The 20301-nt window shown below is 42.1% G+C and carries 23 protein-coding genes and 1 riboswitch; of the genes, 4 read left to right on the forward strand and 19 right to left on the reverse strand.

What is annotated here, in order from left to right:
• Positions 1-14 precede the first annotated feature (14 nt).
• From NSS80_RS18950 to NSS80_RS18980, 7 genes are all read right to left on the reverse strand, one after another.
• The gene (locus NSS80_RS18950) at positions 15-383 is read right to left on the reverse strand and encodes a VOC family protein (RefSeq protein WP_041118244.1); all 369 of its coding nucleotides are present in this window, start codon (positions 381-383) and stop codon (positions 15-17) included.
• A 308-nt stretch (positions 384-691) separates the two neighbouring features.
• Positions 692-1525 (reverse strand): polysaccharide deacetylase family protein, encoded by an 834-nt coding sequence (locus NSS80_RS18955; protein WP_317222493.1) that lies wholly within the window; start codon positions 1523-1525, stop codon positions 692-694.
• An 80-nt stretch (positions 1526-1605) separates the two neighbouring features.
• Positions 1606-1935 (reverse strand): PTS lactose/cellobiose transporter subunit IIA, encoded by a 330-nt coding sequence (locus NSS80_RS18960; RefSeq protein WP_024423898.1) that lies wholly within the window; start codon positions 1933-1935, stop codon positions 1606-1608.
• 19 nt (positions 1936-1954) lie between these two features.
• On the reverse strand, positions 1955-2278 hold the full coding sequence (locus tag NSS80_RS18965; RefSeq protein ID WP_024427519.1) for a PTS sugar transporter subunit IIB: 324 nt from the start codon (positions 2276-2278) through the stop codon (positions 1955-1957).
• A 12-nt stretch (positions 2279-2290) separates the two neighbouring features.
• Entirely contained in the window at positions 2291-3724 is a 1434-nt protein-coding gene (locus NSS80_RS18970) for a glycoside hydrolase family 1 protein (RefSeq protein WP_317221748.1), read from the reverse strand.
• A gap of 30 nt (positions 3725-3754) precedes the next feature.
• Positions 3755-5065: a PTS transporter subunit EIIC gene (locus tag NSS80_RS18975; RefSeq protein ID WP_041118250.1), complete on the reverse strand. Its 1311-nt coding sequence runs from the start codon at positions 5063-5065 to the stop codon at positions 3755-3757.
• 89 nt (positions 5066-5154) lie between these two features.
• Positions 5155-7113, reverse strand: a complete 1959-nt coding sequence (locus tag NSS80_RS18980) for a BglG family transcription antiterminator (RefSeq protein WP_041118252.1) — start codon at positions 7111-7113, stop codon at positions 5155-5157.
• A gap of 136 nt (positions 7114-7249) precedes the next feature.
• Between NSS80_RS18980 and NSS80_RS18985 the strand changes: the two genes are divergently transcribed.
• Entirely contained in the window at positions 7250-7459 is a 210-nt protein-coding gene (locus NSS80_RS18985; RefSeq protein WP_041118254.1) for a hypothetical protein, read from the forward strand.
• A gap of 48 nt (positions 7460-7507) precedes the next feature.
• Here NSS80_RS18985 and NSS80_RS18990 read toward each other — a convergent pair whose 3' ends face one another.
• From NSS80_RS18990 to NSS80_RS19015, 6 genes are all read right to left on the reverse strand, one after another.
• Entirely contained in the window at positions 7508-7933 is a 426-nt protein-coding gene (locus NSS80_RS18990; protein WP_034281360.1) for a DUF5082 family protein, read from the reverse strand.
• Between the two features lie 289 nt (positions 7934-8222).
• Complete coding sequence (locus NSS80_RS18995) at positions 8223-8486, reverse strand: YwqI/YxiC family protein (protein WP_034281361.1); 264 nt, start codon at positions 8484-8486, stop codon at positions 8223-8225.
• Between the two features lie 37 nt (positions 8487-8523).
• Positions 8524-8949 (reverse strand): DUF5082 family protein, encoded by a 426-nt coding sequence (locus NSS80_RS19000; protein ID WP_317221745.1) that lies wholly within the window; start codon positions 8947-8949, stop codon positions 8524-8526.
• A 296-nt stretch (positions 8950-9245) separates the two neighbouring features.
• Positions 9246-10652, reverse strand: coding sequence for a Na+/H+ antiporter NhaC (gene nhaC / locus NSS80_RS19005; RefSeq protein ID WP_041118258.1), 1407 nt, complete (start codon positions 10650-10652; stop codon positions 9246-9248).
• Positions 10653-10796: 144 nt separating this feature from the next.
• Complete coding sequence (aspA, locus tag NSS80_RS19010; protein WP_024423908.1) at positions 10797-12218, reverse strand: aspartate ammonia-lyase; 1422 nt, start codon at positions 12216-12218, stop codon at positions 10797-10799.
• Between the two features lie 28 nt (positions 12219-12246).
• Positions 12247-13236 (reverse strand): asparaginase, encoded by a 990-nt coding sequence (locus NSS80_RS19015; RefSeq protein ID WP_024427527.1) that lies wholly within the window; start codon positions 13234-13236, stop codon positions 12247-12249.
• 205 nt (positions 13237-13441) lie between these two features.
• On the opposite strand from NSS80_RS19015, the gene NSS80_RS19020 reads away from it, so the two are divergent.
• A complete protein-coding gene (locus NSS80_RS19020; protein ID WP_024427528.1) occupies positions 13442-13789 on the forward strand; it encodes a helix-turn-helix transcriptional regulator in 348 nt (115 codons plus the stop codon).
• Between the two features lie 54 nt (positions 13790-13843).
• Here the strand turns inward: NSS80_RS19020 and NSS80_RS19025 are convergent, their stop codons facing one another.
• The 5 genes from NSS80_RS19025 to NSS80_RS19045 all read right to left on the reverse strand — a co-directional run bounded on the left by NSS80_RS19025 (position 13844) and on the right by NSS80_RS19045 (position 17252).
• The gene (locus NSS80_RS19025; RefSeq protein WP_024423909.1) at positions 13844-14308 is read right to left on the reverse strand and encodes a helix-turn-helix transcriptional regulator; all 465 of its coding nucleotides are present in this window, start codon (positions 14306-14308) and stop codon (positions 13844-13846) included.
• Positions 14309-14407: 99 nt separating this feature from the next.
• Positions 14408-14935, reverse strand: coding sequence for a YfjD family protein (locus tag NSS80_RS19030; RefSeq protein ID WP_041118260.1), 528 nt, complete (start codon positions 14933-14935; stop codon positions 14408-14410).
• Positions 14936-14956: 21 nt separating this feature from the next.
• Positions 14957-15715 carry a hypothetical protein gene (locus NSS80_RS19035; RefSeq protein ID WP_041118262.1) on the reverse strand — a complete coding sequence of 253 codons (759 nt, stop codon included), beginning with the start codon at positions 15713-15715 and terminating at the stop codon, positions 14957-14959.
• Between the two features lie 12 nt (positions 15716-15727).
• The gene (locus tag NSS80_RS19040) at positions 15728-16924 is read right to left on the reverse strand and encodes a glycine zipper domain-containing protein (RefSeq protein WP_024427531.1); all 1197 of its coding nucleotides are present in this window, start codon (positions 16922-16924) and stop codon (positions 15728-15730) included.
• Positions 16925-16928: 4 nt separating this feature from the next.
• Positions 16929-17252: a WXG100 family type VII secretion target gene (locus NSS80_RS19045; RefSeq protein WP_024427532.1), complete on the reverse strand. Its 324-nt coding sequence runs from the start codon at positions 17250-17252 to the stop codon at positions 16929-16931.
• A gap of 226 nt (positions 17253-17478) precedes the next feature.
• Here NSS80_RS19045 and pepT point away from each other — a divergent pair, with 226 nt between their 5' ends.
• Both pepT and NSS80_RS19055 read left to right on the forward strand, forming a co-directional pair.
• Positions 17479-18711 (forward strand): peptidase T, encoded by a 1233-nt coding sequence (gene pepT / locus NSS80_RS19050; protein WP_047202931.1) that lies wholly within the window; start codon positions 17479-17481, stop codon positions 18709-18711.
• Between the two features lie 289 nt (positions 18712-19000).
• On the forward strand, positions 19001-19180 hold the full coding sequence (locus tag NSS80_RS19055; RefSeq protein WP_008345664.1) for a hypothetical protein: 180 nt from the start codon (positions 19001-19003) through the stop codon (positions 19178-19180).
• Positions 19181-19265: 85 nt separating this feature from the next.
• Here NSS80_RS19055 and NSS80_RS19060 read toward each other — a convergent pair whose 3' ends face one another.
• Positions 19266-19943, reverse strand: coding sequence for a DUF3298 and DUF4163 domain-containing protein (locus tag NSS80_RS19060; RefSeq protein ID WP_041118266.1), 678 nt, complete (start codon positions 19941-19943; stop codon positions 19266-19268).
• A gap of 210 nt (positions 19944-20153) precedes the next feature.
• Positions 20154-20266, forward strand: a riboswitch (SAM riboswitch).
• The last annotated feature ends 35 nt before the right edge of the window (positions 20267-20301 follow it).

Genomic DNA, 20301 nt, shown 5'->3' on the forward strand with positions numbered 1-20301 from the left:
CTTCTTTTTGTCTTCTAGTCTCTTCTCTCTAAAAACTCAATTCGATTCCCAAAAGGATCTTCTACATAAAACCGATTGGCTCCCTCCAATGGCTCATCTTCACTTATACGAATATGATACTTCAATAATGCCTCTTTTAATTCCGATAGACTCTTTACAAGAAAAGCCGGATGAGCTTTCTTTGCAGCTTGAAAATGTTCCTGAATGCCAATGTGAAGCTGATGATGACCGCATTGGAACCAGACACCTCCGCGTTTAGCTAGATTACTAGGCTTAGGTATTTCTTTCATCCCTAAAATTTCGCCAAAAAACAAACGAGCTTTCTCTTCACTGCCTTTTGGGGCAGCTAGTTGAACATGGTCGATTCCAAAAAAGTTTGACATATTTCCTCTCCCTTTCTTTTCTCAATTGGTTTTTCTATGTAGTGTGTCTTAAGTTTTTGCGATGCTGAGAAAATTTACTTGTTACTTCATTGGCGGGCTTGATCTTTGAGTTTTTCATTGAGGTGTTTCTTACGATGTAGGGTTTGAATGACAATTTAAAAAACAGAACTCCCCTGATAATGAAAGTTCTGTCTATCTAAGTGTCTTGTAATAACAGTTGAAACCAAGACATATCATGTCAAGGTGTATGGGCGGTAAGTCATTTTGGCGAAACTTGTCGTAAAATGTTTCATGTGAAACATTGATCGTTACTTCCCTTCGACCAGCCTGCCAAAGCTTTCTGGTGAAAGTCCCGGTGAAATGCGGACGCGGTGCAAGGACATCATGCCTTGTTCCTTCTTCGCATGTCCTGGTTCAGTGGTGACAGCCATTTGATATCCAGCTTCCTTCGCCAGCTTCAACGTCTCTTCATTATAGCGCCCGACAGGATAGCTGACCATTCTCGTACGCTGAGAAAACCGCTGATCGAAGAATGTCTTTGATCCTTTTAACTCTTCTTCCTGCTGCTGCTTTGATAATCGATTGAGCTCTAAATGATGAATCGTATGACTCTCAATCGATATCCCATGTGCCATCATCTCATCCATTTGCTCATCCGTTAAGTGATTTGGACGGCCAATGGATTGCTCAATCATGAAAATCGTTGCTTTCATTCCATACTGCTTTAAAATTGGAAATGCCTTTGTATAGTTATCCGTATATCCATCATCAAATGTAATGAGGACACTCTTCTTACTTGGCATCGAATTTGTTGTGAAAACGCGGTACGCCTCTTCTGGCGACAGTGTGACATAGTCATTGTCCTTCAGCCATTTCATATGAGATGCAAATTCGCTCTTTGGCACACGTAACGAGTTGCCGCTTGAGATACTATGATACATCAAAATCGGAAGCTCGACCGGCTCCTTTTGCTTTATCCAGCTTTTTGTCTCTATCACTGCCGTTTCTTTTTTCTGCTGAATGTCTTTTGTTTGTATTCGACCCTTTTCCTCTTTGATGACTTGCTGGCTTCCTCCCGCCTGCTCCTTCATTCCCATACAGCCCGAAATGAGCAGCAGCATAAGACCAATCGTCATCAGCATACATGTTTTCTTCATTCACCAATCCTGCTTTCTCTTTATCTACCGAATGATTATAACAGAAATTGGTTATTCATTGACAACTATTTTGACAGGGTATTCATTTTTTTACACATTTCGATCATTTCGATGGCGAGCAGATGAATGGTCTCTGTTGTGAGCATTTGATCTTCTGCGTGTATGAGCAGTAAAGAAAAAGGAAGCTGTTCACCTGCCGCTTCTTTTTGAATCAGCGACAGATGCAGGTTGTGGATGCTTCGAAACGCTTCCTCCCCTTTTTCGATCAACTGCTGCGCTTTTTCAAAATCATCCGCTCTTGCTAGACGAATCGCTTCTACATAATGACTTCTTGCCTCGCCTGCATGGGCAATGATTTGAAAGGCTGCTCCCTGCATTTCCTCTAATACCGTCATCTGCTTCTCCTCCAATTATTCAAGATTCATTTGCTAGTGTCAGTGCATGCTCTAGAATTTTTTCTCCGTTTGCTGTTCCGTATAATCTCACATTGACGACATCGACGGGGATTTGATAGGGTGCCGCTGTTTTTTCTGCTGCTTTTTTCATAAAACTAACTTGCGGTCCAAGTAAAATCGCCTGTACATCCTCTCCATGCTCTTCTAGTTCATCCGCAATGGCTCCTTCAGGTATAGCATAAATATAGTAATCCAGCCCTTTAGCTTCTGCGGCAGCCTTCATTTTGGACACCACAATAGACGTTGACATTCCTGCTGCACAAGCGAGAATGATTCGTTTCATTTCTCATCACTCCTATTGATAAATGACTTCTGTTTCAACCTGCAGTTCCCTTGTTTTGATTAATGTCTGATACCAATACGCAGATGCTTTCAGCTGACGATTTCGTTCATTCTCCAGCTGGATTTCGACTAATCCGTAGCGGTTTTTAAAGGCATTCATCGGTGAGACATTGTCTGTAAATGCCCAAAGCATATAGCCTGTGCAATTTGATCCTTCTGCTTTCGCTTGAAGTGCCCGCTTCAAATGCTGGCTGATAAATGAAATGCGATACTGATCATCAATGATACCGTCTTCTGTTTTAAACCGTTCTTCCTTTTCGACACCCATGCCATTTTCGGCCACAAACCACTCAATATTTCCGTATTCTTCTTTTATTCTCATCCCCATATCATAGACAATCTTCGGGTAGATTTCCCAGCCTCTGAAAGGATTCATTTTTCTCCCTGGAAGCTCAAACATATCGTAATAATAGGATGGATGAAAAGGCGTCCCTTCGTTCCAAGCCTTACTCGGTGCCTTGACACGATGCGGATAGTACAAGTTAAGCCCAACAACATCCACCGTATGATTCTTGATGATCTGAAGCTCTTCCTCTGTGGAATCGAAAAGAATATCATGCTTTTTCAACACATCGATCAGTTCCTCTGGATACTCCCCTTTGATGGAAGGATCTAAGAACATTCGATTAAAAAACAAGTCATACATACGTGCCGCTTCTTCGTCATGCGGGGCAGACGATCTTGCATACGTCACTTCTGGATTGAGAATCACGCCGATTTTGGCTCCTGCCGATTCCTTCAACCCCATCTCCTGAAACAGCTTCACCACTTTTGCTGTTGCCAGAGCTTTATGATAGTTCCACTGCATCCATTTCTTCGTATTTTGCTCAAACGGATATCGGATGGCATCTAGATAAACACGTGTCTGGACAACAATCGGTTCATTAAAACTAAACCAATGCTTGACTCGGTCTCCGTAGCGCTCAAACACCTTTTCTGCATAGAGAACAAACAGCTCGACAACATGCTTTGATGACCATCCGCCGTACTTCTCAAGCAAAACGGCAGGAAGTTCATAGTGCTCTAAGCAAAACATCGGCTCTACACCTGCTGCGATTAATTCATTGATCAGATCATCAATGTAACGAGCATAGGCCTCATCCACTATCCCATTCTCGTAATCTATGAGAAACCTCGACCAATTGATCGATGTCCTGTAATGTGTCAGCCCAATCTCTTTCATTAAGGCGACATCTTCAGGGTAGCGCTCGTAAAAGTTTGTCGCACCAGCAGGACCATAGCCTTCGTGCCACACGTGATATCCTTCCTTATACCATAAGTCGATATACGAGTCCTGGTGCGCCCGCTTTCCCTTCCATCCCTCGGTCTGCCAAGCAGAAGCCGCAGCACCTAGGATAAAATCACTTGGAATCTCAATTCTGTTCATGTCGCCGCCTCCCTTTTTTCGTCTGAATGTTTATTCTGAATCTGGTGCTGCTTCTGGCTTGCGATTAGACAAGAGAACAAACGGTAAATAGATGAAAACAGCAACTCCAATGCAGATAAGCTGTGTGATGACAGCGCCCATACTGCCAGCGGTGGACAGCCATGCATTCACAAGCGGCGGTGTCGTCCATGGCACCATCACGACCGCTTTTCCAGCGAATCCTGTAGCCGTCGCAATATACCCAATCGTACCTGTCACAAGCGGCGTGACGATAAATGGGATCGCCATCACAGGGTTTAGCATCACAGGTAATCCAAAAATAACGGGTTCATTGATGTTGAACAGTCCGGGTCCAGATGAGAGCTTGGCAATGCTTCGCATCTCTTCCCTTCTCCCAGCAATAAAAATCGCAATCAAAAGACCAATGGTCACACCTGAACCACCGATGCTCATATACACATCCCAAAACGGCATCGTGATGATATTCGGGATCTCTTTTCCCTCTTGAAATGCTGTCATATTCACTGCAATCGATCCTAATAAGAGCGGCTCCCGGATCGGCTTAATCATCTGGTTGCCATGAATGCCGATCACCCAGAAAAATTGCGCCACAAACATCAACGTTAAAATCCCAGGCAGCCCCTGTACAACACTTTCTAACGGACGCTGCACCACGTTATACACTGCTTCATGCAGATAAATGCCTGTCAACCGGTGAAATGCAAAGCCAAATGAGCTAATGATTGTAATTGTAATGATCGATGGGAAAAGTGACGAAAAAGACGTTGCCACATTCGACGGAACCGAATCCGGCATCTTGATTTGCAGCCATTTCACCTCGGTCAGCTTACAAAAAATCTCCACAGATACGATCGCAATGATCATCCCTAAAAATAAGCTTTTTGGATCAGAAAATTGTCTTGCCAACACGTCAACAACCTCACGCATCGATCCATCGACTTCAAGAAGAAGTGTCGTTGGAATAACAGATATAAATGAAATCAATGCCATCAATCCTGGGAACAGAGACTTGTGACCGTTGATTTTCCCAAGCTCAATCCCAATGAGGAACACAGCCCCAATGGTTAAAAAGTTCAGTGTGGCATAATTGATTGCCTTCATAATAGGCTGAAGCTCTGCTAAAAACCTGAATATCTCAAAATGAGCAAGCCCTGTTTCCGGGCTCATGATCATATTCGCCACCAGTACAGCAAAAGCTCCTGTAATGATGATCGGCATCAGTGTGACAAATGCCTGTTTAATCGCCATAATATATTTCTGGTTGGTGATGCGATAAGCCACATGCCCCATGACATCTGCCGCTTTCTCCTTGAAGCTCATGATCCGTCTCCCCCTTTGCAAAAACTCGTGATCATCCTCCTTTTTGATGTTATTTTAAAAGCGCTTTCATTAACATCTAATCTTTTTCCTCACAGATGCGGAAATGGGTGCCGCGTTTTTTCATTTGGATGCTCCAATACTTGAAGCGCAGCTGTCAGTTCTTCAAATGAAGCGGCTTTGATGAGCTGTTCCACCACTTCCTTCCGTTCTGTCAGATGCACAAGAAATTGATAAAGCGACTGTAATTCTTTTTGATACGTCTTCTGGATGCTTAACAAGCATACGACTTGTACTCGATCTTCTCCCCACAGCACCGGCTTTTTCAACGTACAGATCGCACAAAATGTGTCATCTGTTGCCGGCTTAATTGGATGAGGAATCGCAACCAAATGACCGAAAGATGTGGGTGACACCTGCTCTCTTTCTAGCAATAATTGTTCAAACTCGTCTGGGATTCGATGCTGCTCCTTTAGCACGTTCACGAAAAATTGAAGAACCTCTTCCCTTGATTGGAGATCTTGCTGAAAAAATGTCAGCGCCGGACTCACATACCGCAAAACTCCTGTATCCTGTGAATTCTTCACAAATCGTTTCAGCCGTACAATATCATCGTCACTTAGAATCGTATGTACATCAATCACTGGCACCGGCAATGTATTCTGAAGCGGAATGGTACTAATAATAAAATCAATGCTTCTCAAATCATACGAAGGAAGTTCCCCGACACTTGCAGTTCCAGCGATCTCCAGCCTTCCGCTAAAAGCCGCCGTGAGCTTATGAAGAAGAAGCTGACTGCTGGCGACACCCGTCGCACACACAATAAGACATGTCTTTCTCACATGCTGTGATTTTGTCCGCTCGATTGCAGCCCCAATATGAAGTGCCAAATATCCGATTTCATCCTCAGGAATCTCAACACCCTCTTTTTCCTTCAGCCATCTGCCCATATAAACACCCGCCTCAAACGCAATGGGATAATACCTTTTAATGTCTGGTAAATAAGGATTTCGGATGTTCATATCGTATCTAAAACGATGAATGGCTGAACGCAAATGAAGACTTAAACCAACGATCAGCTCCTTATCAAACTGAATATCAAGTGACATGTGCTCCTCTACATAAGCAAGCAATTGGTGAGTGAAACGAAAATGATCTTCGTCCAGCAGATGAAATAGCGTATGGCCAGCCTCTCCATATGCCATCATCTTTGCCCCCATTAAGTGAATCGCGATGTACGCCATTTCTGATAGCGGAAAATCAATCGATAATACGCGGCGAATATCTTCAGCCATTTGTTGAGCTACCTGGAAAACTGGCTGTACTTGAATTTCTCTCAATTCCGCTTCTGGCATCTTGACCAGCTTTTTTTCTTCAATTCGTTTGCATGCGATAGCAATGTGGGTTACTAAATTACTTAAACCGATTTCTGATAGATGAAGTCCGGTGGCTTTTGTACGTGAACGCACGATGTCCTGAATCAATTGATATGTTTCTTCAGGTAACAGTGCAGCGTTCGCGTGCTCCTGCTGAAACACATGCTCTGCCATACAATATCTTAATTTCATTTCATCGCCTGTCAGACGCAGTCCATATTTAGGCCGGTGCGATATAGAAAGTCCATGCAATGAAAACAAGTGCCTGACAGCTTTCAAATCATTTTTCACTGTAGATTCACTCACAAATAATTCCTCTGCCAATCCCTCTAATTTGATATAGTCTTCTGACAGAAGCAGCCTTTTCAATAGATAAGCCACACGGTCCTCAGGCTGATTGGGAATGAACGGTTCTTTTTTCTCATTCCTTTCTCTCAGTGACTTTTTCAAAAATGTACGAAATGCTCCATAATCTTCAACGCTCAATGTATACCCTGCCCCGCGTTTAATATGCAGTGCGGCACCATGTTCTTCTAAGATCTCTTTAAGCGCTTTCATATCTGTTCGAATAGTTCGTGATGTGACTCCGATCACACGGGCAATTTCTTCACTTGTCAGTTCCTGCTCCGCTTGCATCAATCGTTTCAAAAGCTCCTCCTGACGTAGAGATAGCATGGGCTCTCCTCCCTTGGCATTTACTTTTGCCTATCATCATAAACGAAAATAGAACTCTTTGCCCAGTATTTCTTTCAAATCGGGAACCTTGATATGGCTCATTCGTATGAATATGAAACTAGAGGAGGGATGCATTATGGGTACTTTTATGTTTGTGATCATATTAGTTTTTTTAGGAGCCATCATTGCCAACCAGTTCACATCAAAGGATAAACGTGCATCTGCTAACCGTTCTGCACATCATAGCTCAACGACAAGCACTTATTCTGATTCGTATACCCATCACGCTTCTGATGCCTCCTGTGGGAGTGATTCAGGCGACAGCGGCGGTGGTGGATGTGATTAAACAAAAAAACAGCCGCCCTTTTATAAGTCGGCTGTTTCATTTATGGTTTTAAAGAGCTTTCCAGCCCCGTTCAATCAAATGTTTAACATCCTTTGCAAAATCCTCGCCCTTTTCCATCACGTCCTGAGCTCTTCCTGCAAAATTACTGGCTACGGCCAGCTCCATTTTTTTCAATTCAAAGTGTAAGATTTTTTGATCAATCTCTGTTATATATTTTTCATATTCATTGTTGACGATGTCATGCATCACGCTGTAAGCGTCTTTCCGATGGCGATGAAAGTCGGTCCCTCTCTCGCCTTTCCATGACGAATCTAGTGCAGGCTTCTTGATTTCTTTGATATCTGACTGGGCAAGATCTTGTTCTGTTTGAATATTGCTTTTGGCTGTCTTTAACCGAGAGATCATTTCGTCAAATTCTGCACGTTTGTTCTCAATTCCCATATGCAGATGGTGCAGCATCTCGGATAAACTCATGTCATCCACCTCTATCTGACCTCATACGAAAGCATGGCGTGAGCGCCTTTGGAAACCAACGAATCACATGATTTTTCCAATCCTGATATTTCTATCGTTTTGCTTTCATTAAGTATAGTATAAGGCGAAAAGCCTCAGCCTTAAATAGGGAAAAGGTGTCCTTTTAGTGACGCATTTGGAAGAAAAACGGAATAATACAAGGTCTTACACCCCTAATTTAATATGAGTCTTTAAGACTATAATTATACACCGCGTTAAATGTACCTATAAATAAAAGCGAGTGTGCTGATTATTTTGCAGCAATCGCTTCGTCTTGTTCTTTTAATGTTTTCACGTTAGAACGTGTATCCTGAACATTTTTAATTAAGGCTTCTTTAAAGCTTGAGACCATTTCGCTCACTTCTCTTTCACGTGCCGTCCACTTAGTTACAAATTCAAGGCTGTTTTCACCCGCTTTATCTGCTGCTTTTTTCATCGCTAAAGCTTCTACGGCTTGGGAGACTTCATCTAGTTTATCCATGACTGTTTGGTAGTTTAACTTAATTTGTCCCATTGTGATTTCCTCCAGATTTGTTCAGCATGACGCTCTCTTACAAGCTGCTCCATGCTTTTGAGATCAAGCGTTTTGCGTCCTCTACTGCGTCTTCTCCTTTTTCAGCAAGACGTGCGGCGTCTCCAGCTAAGGAACTGGCAAAGGATAACGCAGCTTGTTCTGCTTCTAATGTACTGATTTTGAATTCGATGCGGCTCACGTAGCGTGGGTATTGATCGTTCACGATTGTTTGCAGCGCATCATGTGCTTCATTTCGGTCTGTTTTGAAATCCTGGCTTCGCTCACCTTTCCAAGAGGTCCCAAGCTTTGGCTGCTTGATTTGCTTTAAATCTGTTTCTGCCGCATCTTGTTCACGTTCAACCTTGCTTTTCACCTTTTTGAGTCGAGCAATTTTCTCTTCAATTTCTGCTTTTTTATTTGAAATGCCACCGTTAAGGGCAGACAGCATATCCGATAAGCTCATATGGGTTCCTCCTCCTGTCCAAAAATAAAAACGCTGCTTAGAGTCCCTCTAAACGAGCGTAAGGTGAATAGCACTTTTTCCAATATTGTTATTATAAGGTTCAAAGACTCATGTTTGAATAGGGATTTGTGCCCTTTTTATGGGATAAATATGCTTTCATTCTGCTTTACACCACCCCTTTCGACCTCTTTTATTGGAGGTCTAAATTCCTGTTCGTTTGTTATATGCCACATATAGTCTCACAGTCCTAGGACAAACAAAGCCGCCCCCGTTCAGGAGCGGCTTTTGCAAACGGCTTATGAGGCCGATTCTTCTCTTTCTTGTTGATCTTTCACGTACCAAATGAATTTACCCGTATATCCGTAAATGATCGCAAGACCAATGGCGACAAAGCTCAACCACATAAATGGTAAATAAGAGAATGTCGATACGCCGAGAATTCCTGCCATGTAAATACCGTTATCTGACCAAGGAACCATACCAGACGTAAGCGTACCACCGACCTCAGAGTTTCTGGATAAAACTCGTCTATCTAACTTTAATTTATCGTAGCTCTTTTCCATAATTTTTGGTGTAAGGATAATTGATACATACATTGCACAACCAAAAATGTTAGCAAAGAATGCAACAAGAATAGTGGAAAGAGTAACATTTCCCGCATTGTGGAGTTTTTTCTCAAAGGTTGAGACAATGACTTTCAATACACCCAGATGTTCCAATACTCCCCCGAAACCAAGCCCAAGAATAATCACTACCAAAGAGCCAAGCATGTTGACCATTCCACCACGATTGAGAAGCTGGTTTAGAAAGTCTACATCTGATTGAATTGAAAATCCATTGTATGCTGCACCAATTGCATCACTAGGATTCGCACCTTGAAACGCAAAGGCCCAGATCGCCCCAAACAAAGCACCGATTGCAATAACCGGCAGAGCAGGCTTTTTCATGACAAGTAAAACCACGACAATGAGAGCTGGAATAAGCATCCATACATTAATATTGAATGTATCGAGCAACGCATTCTTTAAGTATTCAACCTTTTCTTGATCAATATTACGTCCTCCATAGATAAAACCAGTGACCGTAAACATAATAGCAGTAATAACAAAGGCAGGAATGGATAAGACCATCATGGCTCTTACATGCGCCAGAACTTCAACCTTTGATAAGGACGAGGCGAGAACTGTACTATCAGACAGTGGAGAAAGCTTGTCTCCAAAATAAGCACCTGACAAGACGGCACCTGCAACGATTGGGAGAGGAATCCCTAAACCTTCACCAATGGCAATCATGGCAATCCCAGCTGTACCAACTGTTCCCCAAGACGTCCCTGTAGCGACAGACATAATGGCACAAATAATGAGTGTTGCTAGTAAAAAGATATTTGGATGAATAAATTCAAGACCATAATAGATCAGTGTCGGTACGACTCCGCCAGCGATCCAAGTTCCAATTAAAGCACCTACAGCAAGTAAAATCAAAACAGCATCTAATCCATTTGATATCCCTTTTGTAATAGCACCCTGTAAATCCTTGTAGGCGTGTCCTAAATGAAGACCAAGTCCAATTGCTAGAAACCATGAAATAAATAAGGCCAATTGGATATCCAAGTTAAAATAAATAGTAAATGATAAGACAATCGCCAAAAATAAACCTAGTACGGCGATGATCTCCACCATAGATGGCAAGCGAACCGATTTCAATGTTGTTTCCTCCCTTTGTGCGTGCGTTAAGCGTTTTCAAAATATTGTGAAAAAAGTGTGTCAATTCGAAAGAAAGTGAATTGCCTGTTTTTCTCTTTTTCACAGGCAATTCTACATATTAATAAAATAAAATTTTTGATATTATTATCGCTCTAGGAGCTCTGCACCTGCAATGCCAGGCTTTGTCATCTCGAATGGATTTAAGATAATATCAAGTTCTTCTTCCGTTAAAACATCGTACTGCAAGCAAAGATCTCTGATCGATTGTCCTGTTAAAATGGCTTCTCTTGCAATTCTAGCGGCTGCTTCATAGCCTAAGTGAGGGTTCACGGCAGTGATCACGCCTGCACTTTTTTCTACATATTCTTTCAAACGTATTTCATTTGCTTCAATGTCCGCTAAGCAATGATCTGTGAATGAACGGAATCCGTTATTCATTATACTAATAGATTGAAGCAAGTTAAAGACCAGAACTGGCTCCATCACATTTAACTCAAGCTGTCCTGCTTCAGAAGCAAGACAGATCGTGTGGTCGTTCCCAATGACCTGGAATGCGATTTGGTTAATGAGCTCAGCCATGACTGGATTGACTTTCCCAGGCATGATGGAAGATCCAGGCTGGCGGGCTGGCAATGCGATTTCAGCAAGACCTGCGCGCGGACCAGATGCCATTAAGCGAAGGTCATTGGCAATCTTAGACATGTTCATCATACATACTTTTAAAGCGGCGGATACTTCTGTGTAAGCATCTGTATTTTGCGTTGCATCCACGAGATGCTCTGCGCCTACAAGAGGAAGACCAGATATATCAGCGAGCTTCTTCACCACGATTTCAATATAACGAGGATCTGCGTTTAAGCCTGTCCCAACTGCTGTTGCACCCATATTGACTTCATATAAATGCTGTTTTGATTGGTTGATCCGCTTAATATCACGGCTCAGCACGCGGCTGTAAGCTTCAAATTCCTGTCCCAAACGGATTGGAACAGCATCCTGAAGGTGCGTACGTCCCATTTTGATCACATGATCGAATTCTTTCGCTTTCTTTTGAAAGACGTCCTGCATGACTTGCATCGTTTCAAGCAGAATATCTAACTGCTTGAGCACAGCAATGTGGATCGCCGTTGGGAATGAATCATTCGTTGATTGCGACATGTTCACATGTGTGTTTGGGCTTAAATGGATGTATTCTCCCTTTTGATGTCCCATGATTTCTAGTGCTCTGTTTCCAATCACTTCATTGGCATTCATATTCATGGACGTTCCTGCGCCGCCTTGAATTGGGTCGACAATAAAGTACTCGTGCAGCTTGCCTTCAATGACTTCATCAGACGCTTGAACGATGGCATTTCCAATTCCCTCATATAAACGTCCAACTTCCATATTGGCTTGAGCTGCTGCTTTTTTCACGATGGCAAAGGCTCTGATTAGTTCCTCGTGCATCCGATATCCTGTAATCGGGAAATTCTCTTTTGCACGAAGGGTTTGAACCCCATAATACACGTCTGCTGGAATTTCTTTTTCACCAAGAAAATCCTTCTCATAGCGATAAGTTGCTTGAACCATCTCTTATGACCTGCTTTCTATAGAATAGTTAAATCACTAAATCTTCTGCGATTGGCGTTTCCATAATCTTTTTGACTTCTCTTGGATCTGTTGTTTTGCCTAGTGCCCACATCAATTTCGGCACGATAGCTTCTGTATTCATATTTCTTGAACGTGCCACCAATTCTTGATTGATCTTGCGTCCTACCTCATACACACTCATATCTTCTCCTTCTTCAAGACACTGAGTGGTGATGACAACAGAAATGCCTTCTTCCAGCAATTCGTTAATCTTTTCTAAAAGGTTTCTTCCTTCGAAAGGAATTCCGCCGCTGCCGTAGCTTTCAATGACAACCCCTTTGTACATGCTTTTGACTGCATCTAAAAACTCGGGCTTCAGGCCTGGGTGCAATTTTAACAGACACACATCTGTGTTCAAGGATGCATCTAATTTAAGCGGTTTCATTGGTGTTCTTTTTACTTTGCTATTGTATTCAATTTGATGGTTTTCAATTGATGCAATATATGGGTAGTTAATGCTTTCAAATGCATCGTAGCTTTTCGTTCTTAGTTTGATCGCACGTGTTCCTTGGATGACTCTGCCATCAAACACGACATACACGCCGCCAACACCGTCACATGCAAAGCGAATCGCATCTGTGATGTTTTTCTTCGCATCTGTTTTCTTAAAAGTAATCGGAATTTGTGAACCTGTAATCACGATCGGCTTATCAGGATTTTGCAGCATATAAGACAGCGCTGCTGATGTATAGGCCATTGTATCGGTTCCGTGAGTAACGACAAACCCATCATACTGATCATAATTCTCATAAATGGCTGTTGCGATATCAACCCAGTATTCAGGCTGCATATTTGTACTATCTATACTCATTAGGGACTTTGTGTCCATTGTATATTCTGCATTAATTTCGTTTAAATAGCTCAAAAGATCCTCAGCTTTAACACCTGGAGCTAAACCATTTTCACTCTCTACAGATGCAATCGTCCCACCAGTCGTTAAAAGCAATAATTTCTTCAACAGGTCCACCTCTTTCGTAAAATTACTTCGTTTGTCACACATATTATAAGCTAGCTTGTGCTATTCTATAATATACGCTTTACGCGTACCTTCATTGCCATTATAGTCACATAACGCGAATTAATCAAGAAATTGTTACGCATAACGCGTACATTCTATGTCAAAATATGATATACTGTTGTTGTAAATAAAGGAGCGTTCATGTATGATACTCGATCGTTTAACCACCCTTAGAAAAAAGAAAAAATGGTCTCTCCAGCATACGGCAGATCGCCTAGGTATCGCCAAAAGCACCTATGCCGGTTACGAATCTGGGTACCGACGACCTTCGCTTGAAGCAGTGAAGCTGCTGGCTGATTTGTATGATACGTCCATTGATTTTTTACTTGGTAGAACGGACGAGCCAGAGATACAACGCAAAATCTCTGATATCAAAATTGAACTGACGGAAGCAAAAGAAGGAACCATTTATGTAGACGGCGTTCCCCTAAATGATGAAGAAATCAAACAGCTTGTTGCCTTTATTCGGGCGAAAAACACTCTAAAAGTATAAACACAGAAAAGAGAGGCACCTTATAAACAGGTGCCTCTCTTTCCTTTTCCAATCTCAATATGGAGAAGACAGCTGGCTTAATTCCTCTAGCCGCCGCTTCGCTTCTTCTTTATTAAACGAACTATAATAGCGATAATTCTCCTCGTCTAAGATGCGGTAATGCTGACTAAGTACATTTTGCTGAAGCCGAAACGTGCCTTTTTTGACAGACGTCCTCCACCAAACCTTGCCGCCAATCGTACGCTCTACTGATAGATGCAATTCATCATGTGCCACAACTTCCAAAATCTCGAGCGGGTCATCCCCCAGGGTGCCTTTTAAAATGTCACTATCTCTGAATAATGCACATACGGCCGCGGATTGCGTCCAGTTGAGACGCAGCCTGTTTTTTTCAACCTGCTGTAGATGCCGTTTCGATAGACCAAGTACCTCCGCCATACGATCCTGCGTATAATCCTTTTCTTTTCGAATCCGTGCCATTTGTTCTGTGACGAGGTCGATTACCATCTCTTTATCCATCTCTCATCACCTCTTTCGAGTGTTCAGTCTTTACTGACATCATACACGATTTCTTCGAAAAAGTGGCGCCTCATCCTATGGAATTCTGACAAAAACAACTTAGTCGGTCTCCTCTTCTCCTTGGCCATGCTGCTGTCTCCAATTTTCTTGGGCTGTCTGATGTAAATATGGATAGATCTCCTGTTTGACGGTCTGCTCAAATACTTCTTCATCTAAAATGCTGTACGCCGGAATTTTGATCAATTCCCCATCTACTTTCCGAATGAGCACATCCATGAAAAGAAATCCTCTTATACTGTAACGATGCCTGCGCATGTCGATTGATTGAATATCTTGAAAAGGAATCATTCGCTCCCGGTGCAGCACAGCGCCATTCTCTCCGCGCTGAATGCGAAAAATCACATTTCCCCTCTTCGTAAAAGCAGGCAAAATCATCAAAAAGGAGATCCAGCCATAGACAATACCTAATAGTCCGCCTAAAAATAAAAACAATGTATAGTTTGATTCAAATGTAAGAGCTTCTGAAAATAACCAAATACCGATGATACCGAAGCCGCCCGTTGCTAAGAATGCCCATACTCTTAAAAAAGGTCTGCTCCTTACTTCTATTACTTCACTTGGATTCAAGTGTCATTCTCCTTTTCTCCATTAGAATATAGAACGTAACCCGTCTCGATGAGCCGTCTCAATGCGAAATTGATTTTCTTTTATTCCTGATACAAGCCACGATTGGTTCTCACCTGGAATCACAAATAGCATGGACTCCACATCAGGCGTATTATTTTTGTCATAGACGACCTTCATGAGGGAGTCTATCTTTCCTTTTCTCGTCTGTACATCAGAAACAAATGCCTTCACGAGCTCTTGATTCTCCGCTTTATTCAGAAAGGATGGCCACTCATTTTTCGCTTCGCTTGCCTGTTCTAATAGCATTTCAAATTCCTCTGCCTGCAGGCTGATGACAGGTTCAGGGTGATCATTCATCTGTATGTTGAAAAAGGCTGTCACTTGCTCCTCTGCCTGCTGATCGCCATCCAGTTTGCGAATCTGATGCACTTGTTGATCATAAAGCGTATGATGCGCATATACACCCGCTTGTGTTGTGTGAAAAGAGGTGCTGACTTCTTCATCTAAATCTCCAAATCTAGACGCCTTGATCGTGTGGGAGGCATCATTCATCGCCTGGATGAAATGACGGTATTCCGTTTTATAACGGTATTGTCTGTTTCGAAATTCCAGTACACCTTTTGCGAGCAAAGAGCGGCACGCAATTTCAAATAAAAAACCCAAGCGCTCGTCCTCTACTTCAGGATAATAAGCCTCCTTTAAGGACATACCTTGTTCAAAATAGCCTTCACTGTAAAAACTAAAGATGAGTTCCTCAATACTTAGACTTAGCTGATCCAACTTGATCTCTCCTTATCCAAAAGAAAATGCACCCTTAAAGAAATCGCCTGCACCCTTTATGAGCGAATCTGCGGTTTCTTTTGTTTTTTCTATCCCTTTATGTATTACCTGATTTGCCTGATCAATGGTATCATTCACTGCTTTCACACCTTGACCCGCCAGTTCGAATGCTTTTTTCCCTTTATCCACGACTGCATGAATCGGGTCCTTTAATTTCACTGCCATCTGTTCAGCAAAACCGGATGTCAGCTTGGCGACTTTTTCTCCAATAAATCCACCTACTGCTGAACCAATGGCTCCGCCAACCACGGTTCCAATCGGACCTGCAAAGCTGCCAAGAGCACCGCCGACAACGGCACCTGCGACAGAACCGCCAGCGATAAAGACCGTATTGTTCACTGCATTTCCAACAGCCTTTGCATTTTCACGCTTAAGAACTTCTGGCTGATCGCCGAATTCTGCATAGTTCTCGGCAATTTTCAATCCACAGCCAACCGTCTCAGTTGCACCAGTGACAACTGTTGCAATGATGGCATTTCCTTTCGCAAATCTTGCACCATTTTTCAGAACAGACTTAATAGCAGCCGTGTCCTTCCAATTAATACTTCCTTTTGTAAAATCACGAACACTGTTTGTGAACGCAACTGTATCGTCAGGATAAAATTTTGTGAATTTCTTATGAACCAAGTCAGCCATCGGCCAGTTCGATCGTTTTAATAATTCTTTTTTACTCAGCCAAATCCTTGCTAACCGGTCAAATCTCGTTCCTTCTACCCGGCTGGTCAGATCAAGCAGCAGCTTTGAATGCTGCGCTGCATATCGGCCATTCTCTTTAATGAAGGTCGTCATTCCAAGCCCGTAATATTTCGCCTGCATCATCACGATACCAGCTAAGCTCGTGAGTGTACCATATTGATCATAAATACTGTACAATTTCCGCAATATATCATCTGCTTCGACCATTTTATCCGTTGCATGACGAATGGCAATATCATCACTGCTCAATTTGCTGATTAATGCCTGTCCTGCTCCCCATGCATCCCCGACACCAGAAAAACAGCTTCTATACCGAGGATCACAGCCTAAAATCAGCCCGTCCAGTTCACTATGTAAATCGCGGTGCTTCGTTTCAATGGCTGACAGCTCGCCTACAAAATCATTCGCCAGCCCAGTCAGCTGATCTGGATCAACCACAATGTCACGTGCCATCACATCATCTCCCTTCTCGGTTTCTTTCTCTCCGTTCTTCTCGTCTCTTTCGCTCAAGCTCTTCCATTCTGGCAATTTCAGCTTTACGCTCCTCAATTTTGACCGCTGCATCCCGCAGTTCCTGACTTGTTTCAAGCAAATCCTTTTCAAATTGATCATAGCGTGCCGTTGTTTCTTCAAAGCTTTGATCAAATTTATCCCTTGCTTCTCCCTGCCAGCCTGATCCTACTGCCTTCAGCCGATTTTCCAGCAGCTGCTTGGACTGCCGAATCTCATCAGCCGCTTCCTGAAACTTTTGAGCGAGTGCCAGCGTTTGACTAGAATCCAACTTTCGCACCCCTTTCTCCCAATTTAACGTACAAATGGATGATTTTATATGTCCTCATTATAAATAAAAAGACACCCAAAAAAATCACCCTAAAGAACCATTCAGCACATTACCTAATGAAAGTAGGCCTTTTTCCTCTCTAATTGCCAGAGAAAGCCTTTCTTGTTATGAAGCGCATTCAAGACGTGATAAAATGGACGTATTCTACAAAAGGAGTGACGTATAGATGAAAGAGGAAATGATTCAGCGTTTCACAAGTTATGTGAAGGTAGATACGCAGTCGGATGCAGAAAAGGAAAGCTGCCCATCTACTGAAGGACAATTGAATCTGGCGAGACAGCTTGTTGAAGAAATGAAATCCATTGGGATTCAAGAAGTGACTATGGATGAAAACGGCTATGTCATGGGAACAATCCCTTCTAACACAGACAAAGATGTGCCGACCATTGGCTTTCTGGCTCATATTGACACAGCCACTGACTTCACTGGCAAAAATGTAAAACCGCAGCTTCATGAGAACTATCAAGGCGGCGACATTACCTTAAATGAAGATCTACATATCGTTTTATCTCCACAACAGTTTCCAAATTTACAAAAGTACCAAGGACATACACTGATCACTACAGATGGCACAACCCTGCTTGGTGCAGATAACAAAGCTGGTATCGCAGAAATTATGACCGCTATGCATTACCTCATCGAACACCCAGACATCAAGCATGGAAAAATCCGTGTCGCTTTTACGCCAGATGAAGAGATTGGCAGAGGGCCGCACAAGTTTGATGTTGATGCCTTTGGCGCTTCCTATGCGTACACAATTGACGGCGGACCGCTTGGCGAGCTGCAATATGAAAGCTTCAACGCAGCGGGCGCGAAAGTATCCATTAAAGGAAACAATGTCCACCCAGGGACAGCAAAGGACAAAATGGTCAGCGCTGCGAAAATCGGGATGCTTTTTCACAACAAACTTCCTTCTGACGAATCTCCGGAGTATACAGAAGGCTACGAAGGCTTTTTCCACCTGACGAAATTTGTAGGGGAAGTAGAAGAGGCTGAGCTGCAATATATTATCCGTGATTTTGATAAAGAGAAATTCAACAATCGCAAGGCACTGTTTGAAAAAATAGCAAATGACTTAAAAGCCACATACGGAGAAAACAGCATCACCCTCAGCATTCAGGATCAATATTATAATATGAGAGAAAAAATTGAGCCAGTGAAACATATTGTGGACATTGCTCATGAAGCCATGGAAAATCGCTCAGTAACACCGGTCATTGAACCAATTCGCGGCGGCACAGACGGCTCCCAGCTTTCATATAAAGGTCTCCCAACGCCAAACATCTTTACAGGCGGGGAAAACTTCCACGGTAAATATGAATTTATTTCCGTTGAAAACATGGTGAAAGCAACTGAAGTTATCGTTGAAATTGCCCGTTTATTTGAAGAAAAAGCATAGACATGTTTACAACCGTTCCTGTTCGGGAACGGTTTTTTAATAAAAGTTTACAATTTTCTGAAACTTTTATGACACTTATTCGTACTAATAGAGACAACCCCAGAAAAAATTCTTCTTGACGAGTGAAATAACTGGAAATATAATAGTTAAAAACAACCAGTATTTTAGACCTAAAATAGCAGATCGAATGAACCTTAAGAACTAAACCGATTCTGCTGCTTATTTTCAGTTATAAACATCACTCACCCTGTCTACACTTAAAGAATAGGATGAATTGGAGGAATGTCATATGATGATTTTATTGATTATCGCTTCACTTTGCTGCTACTTACTATTCTCTTTCAAAAAAGATAACCGCACCCAAAAAAGAAAAAGCGCAGAGCTTTCGGAGTTTGAAATCTTTCGTATGCGCCGCCACTACAACGGAAAACGCCGTCACCCACTAAACGATGCACCTAAACAAGTATAAATCCAAATAAAAGAGCCTCATGAGGGGCTCTTTTTTGTTTGCATAAACAGCAAAAAACGACCAGATTCAGTGGTCGTTTTTCTTTTTATTTATATACCTTAGCAGGAACTTGAATCATAGGAATTCCAACATAATAAGGTGAAATTTCATATGGCTGGAAGACAACAGCAATTCCCTTTTTCGTGAAGTAATACTGCGTGTTGTAGTTGATTTCAATGTCACTTTTTTTCAAGTTCGCGTAGAACTTGCTTTTATGTTTCTTTGTGTAGTTATAAATATAATCTCTTACTTTCGTACGCTTTTTCTTTGTTTTCACAACGTCTGTCAAGAACAGCTGCTTTGTTTTTTTCTTTGTTAACACATAGTTCATGCTGGAAACCATTGTGTCTCCGTGCGCTCCACCGTTATACATGTAATCATAGTTTAAGATACTCAGTTTCTTACCATTGTTAAATTTCGTTTTATACGTTCTCTCATACGTGACCTTCCCGTAGCCTTCCTTTTTCGCTTCGTCCTTTAAAAACAAGTACGTAGAATAAGAGAAGGCGATATCTTCTTTTAAATCACGATTGATGGTTTTCATATGCGCCTTGCTTAGGTTTTTCACCTGTGCATATTTGAACGTTTTTTTCTTCTTATAATAGTGTGTGCTTACTTTTGCTTTTTTTGCTTGTTTGGCATCCGCAGATCCAACTGGCGCAAACAAGGAAACAATCAGTGAGAAAATGAGCAGGCTGATCGTTAGACCTTTTTTCATTGTCATAGTAAAAACCCCCATTTTTGTCTATTACCAAATGAGTATACCATGACAAAAGAACCAAAAGAAGTATTTTTTCCATATTATTCTTTATTTTTCCACACTGGGTTTGTTTCCCTTGATTTGTTCATTTTGAAAATTAAACGATAAAACCATTGACTTTTCCCTGAAAAGGTTGAATAATTGTGTTTATTAAGAAAATTGAATCAAAAGGTAACCTTATTAAGAGTGGTGGAGGGACTGGCCCTGTGAAACCCGGCAACCGCTGTTCCTAGGAACAGAATGGTGCTAATTCCTTAAGCAAGCAAATGCTTGTTTGAAGATAAGGCAGAGTTCTCACAGTATATGATGCTCTTCCTTATCT

The organism is Bacillus sp. FSL M8-0350, assembly GCF_038593345.1.
GTDB classification, from domain to species: Bacteria; Bacillota; Bacilli; order Bacillales; family Bacillaceae; genus Bacillus; species Bacillus safensis.